Origin of the sequence: Burkholderia sp. E168m15, from assembly GCF_016586105.1 — a bacterium.
GTDB lineage: Bacteria > Pseudomonadota > Gammaproteobacteria > Burkholderiales > Burkholderiaceae > Burkholderia > Burkholderia orbicola.
In genome coordinates this window covers 1-8,521 of sequence record NZ_BCPO01000127.1, presented here as the reverse complement: position 1 = coordinate 8,521, position 8,521 = coordinate 1, and the positions used below count along the sequence as shown (strand labels likewise).

The window sequence follows — 8,521 nt, the reverse complement described above, 5'->3', positions numbered from 1 at the left end:
GGTCGCGGCATCGGGCCTGCCGTGGCACGCGGCACGCGCGGCGGCCGCCACCGCCGACCTCGACCCGCGTCAGGCCGGCCGCCTGCGCGCGAGCCCCGACGACGCGGCCATCCGCGCGGCCAGCGGCTACCACTGGGTGCGCGACGGCGCATTCACGGTCGCGATCTCGCCGCACGCGCCGCCCGTGTCGACCTATGCGACCGACGCGCGCACCGTGGTCGGCGCCGATCCCGACTATGCGCAACTGGTCGCGGACGCGCTCGGCCGCACGCTCGTGCTGCTGCCGATCGCGTGGGCCGACTGGCCGCTCGGGCTGACGTCCGGCAAGTACGACGCGGTGATCTCGAACGTCGGCGTGACCGAGAAGCGCAAGGAGAAATACGATTTCACGACCTACCGGCTCGGGCTGCACGGCTTCTACGTGCGCACCGCCAGCCCGATCGTGAAGATCGCGGAGCCGAAGGACATCGCGGGCCTGCGGATCATCACCGGCGCCGGCACGAGCCAGGAGCGCATCCTGCTCGAATGGAGCAAGCGCAACGTCGCGCAAGGGCTGAAGCCGGCCGAACTGCTCTATTTCGACGACGATGCGACGGCGCGCGTCGCGCTGCTGTCGGGCCGCGCGGATGCGGAGCTGAACCCGAACGCGTCGCTCGCGTACGAGGCCGCGCGCAGCGGCAAGATCCGCCGCGTCGGCGTCGTCAATGCAGGCTGGCCGGCGAATGCGGACGTCGCGATCGCGACGCGCCGCGGCAGCGGACTCGCGCCGGCGCTGACCCTCGCGACCAATGCGCTGATCGGCAACGGCCGCTATGGGCAGGCGCTGGCACGCTGGGGTTTGCAGAGCGAGGCGATCGCGCGGGCGGAGACCAATCCGCCGGGGTTGCCGTCGTTCTGAGCGTGTCGCTCAAGACAATCGCGCCGGCATGTCGTGGCGGACGCGCCGGCGCGATCCGATCGATCGGTCGTTCGTCTACGCCGGCACCGCCGCCTGATAGCGGTCGAGTTCCGCAATATGCGCGTGAATCGCCGGGATCAAGTCGCGCCCGTAGGCCAGTGCATCGTCGAGCGGATCGAAACCGCGAATCAGGAACGTCGATACGCCGAGCCGGTAATACGCGCCCAGCGCTCGCGCGACCTGCTCGGGCGTGCCCACCAGCGCGGTCGAATTCCAGCGCGCGCCGGTCAGGTTCGCAACCCCCATCCACAGCCGCTCGTCGAGCACATCGCCCTGCGCGGCGGCGGCCATCAGGCGCTGCGAGCCCGCATTCTGCGGCGCATGACCGGCGATCGGCTGGCCGTTCGCGAGCCGCGCCGCCCGCACGCGCTCGCGGATCGCCTCGGCCTTCTCCCACGCGGCCGCCTCGGTATCGGCGACGATCGGCCGGAACGACACGCTGATGCGCGGCGCGCGCCCGAACGGCGTGGCGGCGGCCCGTACGCGCGCGATCTGCTCGCGCACCGCGTCGAGCGGCTCGCCCCACGTCATGTAGACATCCGCATGCTCGCCCGCAACGGCAAGCGCGGCCGGCGACGAGCCGCCGAAATAGATCGGCACGTGCGGTCGCTGCGCGCCCTTCACGAGCGGCGATGCGCCGCGCAGCCGGTAGAACGCGCCGTCGTGATCGACCGGCGCATCGGCCAGCCAGATCCGTTTCAGCACGTCGAGATATTCGCCGGTGCGGCGGTAGCGCGCATCGTGCGGCACGAAATCGCCGTCACGCTGCAAGTCGGTGTCGTCGCCGCCGGACACCACGTTCAGCGCGAGCCTGCCGCCGCTGAACACGTCGAGCGTCGCGATCTGCCGCGCGGCGGCCGACGGCACGATCACGCCCGGCCGGTGCGCGAGCAGCAGGCGGATGCGTTCGGTCGCGGCGGCCGCGAACGACGCGACGATGAAGCCGTCCGCCGCGTTGCTGAAATGGCCGATCAGGATCTGGTCGAAGCCGGCGGCCTCGTGCGCCTGCGCGAAGCGGCGCACGTAGTCGGGCTGGACGGCCGCGCCGCCCGGCACGTCGACCTCTGCGCCGGGCGTCGCGGTGATCATGCCGATGATGTCGACTGGCATGTCGGGATGTCCTCGGGTATGTCGATCGGGAATCGCGGGAATCGTGTAGCGGGCCGCACGGTCACTGCGCGGCGGCGGTCTTCTGCGCAGGCGCCGCGAACGCGCCCGCATACGAGCGGTCGAGCAGCTTCGACGTGTCGTACGCGGCCGGAATCACGCCGGACTTGTGCAGGAAGTCGGCCGTATTCTGTGCATCCTTCGCGGCCGTCTCGTCGACCGGGCCGACGCGCTGCCGGGCATTGTTGAGCCAGCGATACGCGACGTCGGGTTCGAGATTCGCGCGTTTCGCCCACAGGTCCGCGTACTCGCGCGGATGGCTGTCGACCCACTGGCGCGCGACCACCACACGCCGCAGGAAATCGGTGATCTCGGCGCGCTTGCCCGCTGCGGCCTGCTCGTTCGCGGCGACGAAGCTCAGCGCCGGCATCAGCCCCTGCGCGGTCGTCACGGGCCGCGCGCCCTGCCGCAATGCGAGCGTGCTGACGAACGGCTCCCACAGCGACACCGCGTCGACCGAGCCGTTCGCGAGCGCGTTGGTCGCGTCGATCGGCATCAGGTACGCGTACTTCACCGAATCGGCGCGCAGCCCCGCGTGTTCGAGCGCACGCAGCACGAGCTGCTGGCTCCACGCGCCGCGCCATACCGCGATGGTCTTGCCCTGCAGGTCGGCCACGGTGCGCACCGGCGAGTTCTTCGGCACGAGGATCGCGACGCCGTCGAGGCTCTGCCGCGACACCGCGACGACCTTGACCGGCGCGCCGCGCGCGGCCAGCGTGAGCAGCGCGGAATCGCCGAGGAAGCCGAGGTCGATCGCGTTGCCGTTCAGGCTTTCGGCCACCGGCGCGGCGGCCTGGAAGTGCTTCCACTCGATCGTGTAAGGCAGGTCCTTCAGCGCGCCGGACGCCTCCATCGACGCCTGGATGTTGAAGTAGTTCTGTTCACCGACACGCAGCGTGACGGTGTCTTTGGCGATGCCCGGCTGCGCGGCGAGCGCCAGCAAGAGCGCCGTGACGATTCGGCTCAGCAACATGATCTCCCGGAAGGTTTGTCCGCCGTGCGAAACCGCCGGCGCAACGGATGGAACCGGTGAAGATACGTCGATCCACTTCATGACACAAACGCAATATTCTTCTATACAAAGATGCAAATATTTTATGACTCGCTCGCGTGCGTGCACTGCTCGTCGTCTGCCGACGCCTCTCGAAGTTCGAAGGGTTCCTCGACAGATATTTCGTGCACGAAATAAATTACGAACTATATTTCGCATACGAAATAACTGCCCGAGCGAGGACGCCCATGAGCTCCGAACCCATCGAATTTTCCGCCGCCGACGGCTACGTGCTGCACGGCACGCTGTGGTCGCCGGACGCGGCGCCGCGCGCGCTGATCCTGATCCATCCGGCGACGGCCGTGCCCGAGCGGCTGTATGCGGGCTTCGCGCGCTTCCTGACCGAACGCGGTTTCGCGGCGTTGACCTACAACTATCGCGGCATCGGCGCCTCGCGGCCGGCGCGTTTGGGCGCGCTGCAGGCCCGCATGCGCGACTGGATGGAGCTCGACGTGGGCGCCGCGACCGCGTGGGCCCGGCACGCGTATGAAGGGCTGCCGTTGCTGGCCGTCGGCCACAGCGTCGGCGGTCACGCGATCGGGCTGTCCGGCGCGACGACGCATCTGCGCGCGGCCGTGCTGGTCGCCGCGCATGCGGGCAGCACGCGGCTGATCGCGCAGGCGGCCGAACGCCTGAAGGTGCGGCTGATCCTGCGCGTGCTCGGCCCGCTGACGTCCGCGTTGCTCGGCTACGTGCCCGGCAAGCGACTCGGGCTCGGCGAGGATCTGCCGGCCGGCGTGTTCCGCGAATGGAGCCGCTGGACGACGCTGCCTCACTACTTCTTTGACGATCCGACGCTCGGCGCGGCCGAACGCTTCTCGAAGCAGCAGTTGCCGATCCTCGCGCTCGGCTTCGACGACGATCCGTGGGCGAACCCGGCCGCGATCGGCCTGCTGGTAAGCTATCTGACCCGCGCGAAGGTCGAACGCCGCCAGATCGATCCGCGCGCGGCGGGCAGCGGCCCGGTCGGGCACATGGGCTTCTTTCGGAGCCGGCCCGGCACCGTGCTGTGGCCCGACGTCGCCGACTGGCTCGCGCAGGCGCTCGACACGCCGCGCACCGCGGGCCGTCCCTCCCTTTCCATTGCAGCCGGGAACCCAGCTTGAGCGAAGACCGACGACTGTTTTTCATGTTGAACATCGGCCAGCGACGCGTGCAGCGCTGGATCGACCGCAAGGCCGAAACCGAAACGCGCGCGAGCGCCGCGCAGGCCGGCGTGCTGTTCTGTCTCGCGAAGCAGGACGGCGCGCTGATCGGCGAAGTCGGCGCCGCATTGCAACTGGCGCCGTCCGCGATGACGGGGCTCGCCGACCGAATGGCGAAGGCTGGCCTCATCACGCGTCATGCCGATTCGGACGACGGCCGCGCGACGCGGTTGTACCTGACCGACGCAGGCCACGCGGCACTCAAGCGTGCGCGCGTGCTGCTGCGCGAACTCAACGGCAAGCTGTGCGACGGGTTTTCCGACGCCGAACTCGACGTCGTCTCGCGCTGGCTGCACACGTTGCAGGAGCGCTTTCCGGCGGAGCGCTGAGCAGCGCATCACGCGCTCACGGTCGGCGCGTGCCGACATCAATCGCAAGCGATTGCGATTCGCGTTTTCGATTCGATTTTCATGCCGCCCAACGGCAAATCTTGCATGCCGGACGCCTGCTTCCGGCAACGCTTTCCGGCTACGTCCTGTTACAAAAAACCGCCTGTTGCGCGGCATTCGAATCGCCTACATTGCAATCCACTTCGACACATTCGTCGCATGCCCGGACTGGCGTTCCCGTCGGGTCGACATCGCAGACACACCCGACAAGCATTGAAAACGAAGAGGAGTCTTAACCGAAGCGCTGGCGGCATCCAGCGCACGCGGATCGCGATGACTGAAGCGGCATGCTGAACGGCACGTCACGACGTGCGCGGCACGATTCGCCGCGCCCCGGCTCGCGTCGTCTCGTCGTGCCCCGCCATCGCATCCGCCCCTCACCGAGGAGTCGTCCATGCGACGCATGATCGTGTCCCATCCGCTTGTCACCCGCCTGTCCGCCGCGATGGCGCTGGCCGCCGCTGCCGTGGCGCACGCCGAACCCGTCGTCGTGTCGGGCCCGAGCCCGTTCGCCGCGTGCACCATCGGCGGCCCGGGCACCAACTACGTGAATGCAGAAGTCGAACCGTGGCTCGCGGTCAACCCGGCGAACCCGAACAACATGATCGGCGTGTGGCAGCAGGATCGCTGGTCGAACGGCGGCGCCCACGGGCTCGTCGCCGGCTACACGTTCGATGCGGGCGCAACCTGGGCGCGCACGCCGCAGCCGTTCAGCGCGTGCGCGCCGGGCGGGCTGAAATACGAGCGCGCGTCCGATCCGTGGGTCTCCTTCGGGCCGGACGGCACCGCGTACTCGGTATCGATCTCGTTCAACCAGTCGAACAACGCCAACGCGGTCGGCGCGTCGGTCTCGACCGACGGTGGGCAAACGTGGAGCAGCCCGGCCGTGCTGATCGCGAACGACGAACCGACGACGCAGTTCTTCAACGACAAGGAATCGGTGACCGCCAACCCGGTGAAGGCCGGCACCGCCTACGCGGTATGGGACCGTCTCGAGCTGCCGAACGGCAACCCGTACGCGAACCTGCACACGAAGGCGTACCGCGGGCCGACGCTGTTCTCGAAGACGATCGACGGCGGCAAGACGTGGAGCGCCGCGAAGGTGATCGTCGACGTGCCGTCGCGCCAGCAGACGATCGGCAACCAGATCGTCGTCGATCCGAAGAGCGGCACGCTCTACGATTTCTTCGACCTGATCCAGCCGCCGTTCAGCAAGGCGGCCGGCAAGGTCGCCTTCATCAAGTCGACCGACGACGGCGCGACGTGGACCAAGCCGCAAGTCATCGCGGGACTGCAGACGGTCGGCGTCACGGACCCGAACACCGGCGAACCCGTGCGCACCGGCGACATCATTCCGGAACCCGCGATCGATCCCGCATCCGGGCAGCTCTACGTCGTGTGGCAGGACAGCCGCTTCAACGGCGGCGCGTACGACGAGATCGCGCTATCGACGTCGAAGGATGGCGGCGCGAGCTGGAGCACGCCGCAACAGGTGAATACGCCGACCGGGCGCCCCGCGTTCAATCCGTCGGTGCGCGTCGACAACACGGGCGCGGTGATGGTCACGCACTACGACTTCCGCGACCTGCAGGCCGGCAACACGACGACGCTGCCGACCGGCTTCTGGCGCAAGATCTCGCATGACGGCGGCGCCACGTTCGCCGACGAGCGACGCGTCGGCGGCCCGTTCGACATGAAGCTCGCGCCCAACGCCGAAGGGTTCTTCATCGGCGACTACCAGGGGCTCGACGTTCTCCCGTCGTCCTCGTTCCATCCGTTCTTCGTGCAGACCAACGCGGGCAACCTGACGAACCGCACCGACGTGTTCTTCGCGCCGTAACGCGCGCCTGGCCGCCTCGCCGCCGCTCCGACGCCATGCGTCGCGCGGCGGCGGGCGCAGGTCCAGCGCATCAATGCATGTCGGTCAGCACGATGCGCCCGTCGACCTTCCCTTCCCGCAGCTTCGCGAAGATGTCGTTGATGTTGCCGAGCCGGTCGCGGTGGATATGCGCGCGCACCAGGCCGTCCGCCGCGAAATCGAGCGATTCCTGCAGATCGCGCCGCGTGCCGACGATCGACCCGCGCACGGTGATGCCGTTCAGCACGGTCGAGAAGATCGGCAGCGGGAAATCGCCCGGCGGCAAACCATTGAGCGCCACCGTGCCGCCGCGCCGGACCATCCCGAGCGCCTGCGCGAACGCGCTGCGCGATACCGCCGTGACGAGCACGCCGTGCGCGCCGCCGATTTCCTTCTGGATCACTTTCGCGGGGTCGTCGATCGACGCATCGATCGTCAGATGGGCGCCCAGTTGCCGCGCCAGCGCGAGCTTGTCGGGAGAAATGTCGATGGCCGCGACGTGCAGGCCCATCGCACGCGCATACTGCACGGCCACGTGCCCGAGGCCGCCGATGCCGGAAATCGCGAGCCACTGGCCCGGGCGCGTGTCGGTGACCCGAATGCCCTTGTAGACCGTGACACCCGCGCACAGGATCGGCGCGATCTCGTCGAACGCCACCTGCGCGGGCAACTGGCCGACGTAATCGGGATCGGCCAGCACGTATTCCGCGTAGCTGCCGTTCACCGAATAACCGGTGTTCTGCTGCCCATGGCACAGCGTTTCCCAGCCCGTGCAGCAGTACTCGCAATGGCCGCAGGCCGTATAGAGCCACGGCACGCCGACGCGATCGCCCTCGCGCACGTGCGTGACGCCCGCGCCGACCGCCGCGACGATCCCCACGCCTTCGTGGCCCGGGATGAACGGCAGCGACGGCTTGACGGGCCAGTCGCCGTCGGCCGCGTGCAGATCGGTATGGCAGACACCCGACGCCTTGATGTTGACGAGAATCTGGCCGGGCCCCGGTGCGGGGATCGGGACTTCCTCGATGCGCAACGGCTCGCCGAACGCGTGTACCACGGCCGCTTTCATGGTCTGGGTCATGCGTTGCTCCTGTCTGGTCGATGAGCGACCCAGTATCCGGTTTCGGCATCGGAGCACGTTGATACGCGTCAACGCATCGGAACGGATGCAGCGGTCAACGCGGCTTCGCCACGATCGGCATCGTTCGACGCGAAAGCTCGAGCCGTCGATTACAGACCGCTCCGCCGCTCGCGCCACCCTTTCACCGTTGCGACAGAAACCCGACGAGATCCTGTCGTCCGGCTTGGATTTTGACATGATATAACATATCATTTCGCGTGCTCGTCCACCGGATGCCGTTCCAACCAGGTGGCCGCGCCTTGCCGAGCCATGTTCCAACGGGTCACTGCGCGTCAGTTACGCAACAATATATCGTATCTAACAGTGACCCGCATCGCTCGTTATCCGATCATCCGATTCCAACCGATTCACCGACCATGCGCGACCTCCCTCGCTTACCGCTTCGCCCGCTCTCGTCCCTGTCGCTGATGCTGTGCGCCGCCGTCGCCCATGCGCAGACCGATGCGCCCGCCGCGTCCGGCACGCCTGCCGCCGCACCCGCACCGCTCGCGCCGATCTTCGTGACCGCGAACCCGCTCGGCGACACCGAACTGATCGCACCGACCGTCCAGCTTTCCGGCGACGCGCTGACGCGCCGCCAGGCCGATTCGCTCGGCGAAACGCTCAACGGGCTGCCCGGCGTGTCGACCACCACCTACGGGCCGATGGTCGGCCGCCCGATCATCCGCGGGATGGACGGCGACCGGATCCGGCTGCTGCAGAACGGCGTCGCAGCGTATGACGCGTCGTCGCTGTCGTACGATCACGCGGTG

The 8,521-nt window shown here is 68.3% G+C and carries 8 protein-coding genes; 5 read left to right on the top strand and 3 right to left on the bottom strand.

The genetic code is table 11. From position 1 onward, the window contains the following. Positions 1-898 (top strand): ABC transporter substrate-binding protein (locus tag JMF86_RS20335; protein WP_236593023.1); only part of this gene is annotated, 898 nt, incomplete at its 5' end. 75 nt (positions 899-973) lie between these two features. Here the strand turns inward: JMF86_RS20335 and JMF86_RS20330 are convergent. Further along, a complete protein-coding gene (locus tag JMF86_RS20330) occupies positions 974-2,068 on the bottom strand; it encodes an LLM class flavin-dependent oxidoreductase (protein ID WP_011547666.1) in 1,095 nt (364 codons plus the stop codon). Between the two features lie 61 nt (positions 2,069-2,129). Next, positions 2,130-3,098 (bottom strand): ABC transporter substrate-binding protein, encoded by a 969-nt coding sequence (locus tag JMF86_RS20325; protein ID WP_011694746.1) that lies wholly within the window; start codon positions 3,096-3,098, stop codon positions 2,130-2,132. 266 nt (positions 3,099-3,364) lie between these two features. Between JMF86_RS20325 and JMF86_RS20320 the strand changes: the two genes are divergently transcribed. From JMF86_RS20320 to JMF86_RS20310, 3 genes are all read left to right on the top strand, one after another. Further along, entirely contained in the window at positions 3,365-4,282 is a 918-nt protein-coding gene (locus tag JMF86_RS20320; protein ID WP_011547664.1) for a serine aminopeptidase domain-containing protein, read from the top strand. Then, entirely contained in the window at positions 4,279-4,710 is a 432-nt protein-coding gene (locus JMF86_RS20315) for a MarR family winged helix-turn-helix transcriptional regulator (protein ID WP_011547663.1), read from the top strand. The genes JMF86_RS20320 and JMF86_RS20315 overlap by 4 nt, the downstream gene beginning before the upstream one ends. A gap of 454 nt (positions 4,711-5,164) precedes the next feature. After that, positions 5,165-6,610, top strand: a complete 1,446-nt coding sequence (locus JMF86_RS20310; RefSeq protein ID WP_011547662.1) for a sialidase family protein — start codon at positions 5,165-5,167, stop codon at positions 6,608-6,610. A gap of 70 nt (positions 6,611-6,680) precedes the next feature. On the opposite strand, the gene adhP is transcribed toward JMF86_RS20310, so the two are convergent. Then, positions 6,681-7,709: an alcohol dehydrogenase AdhP gene (adhP, locus tag JMF86_RS20305; RefSeq protein WP_011547661.1), complete on the bottom strand. Its 1,029-nt coding sequence runs from the start codon at positions 7,707-7,709 to the stop codon at positions 6,681-6,683. A gap of 416 nt (positions 7,710-8,125) precedes the next feature. Between adhP and JMF86_RS20300 the strand changes: the two genes are divergently transcribed. After that, positions 8,126-8,521: TonB-dependent receptor (locus tag JMF86_RS20300; protein WP_201317120.1), on the top strand; the 396-nt coding region annotated here is incomplete at its 3' end.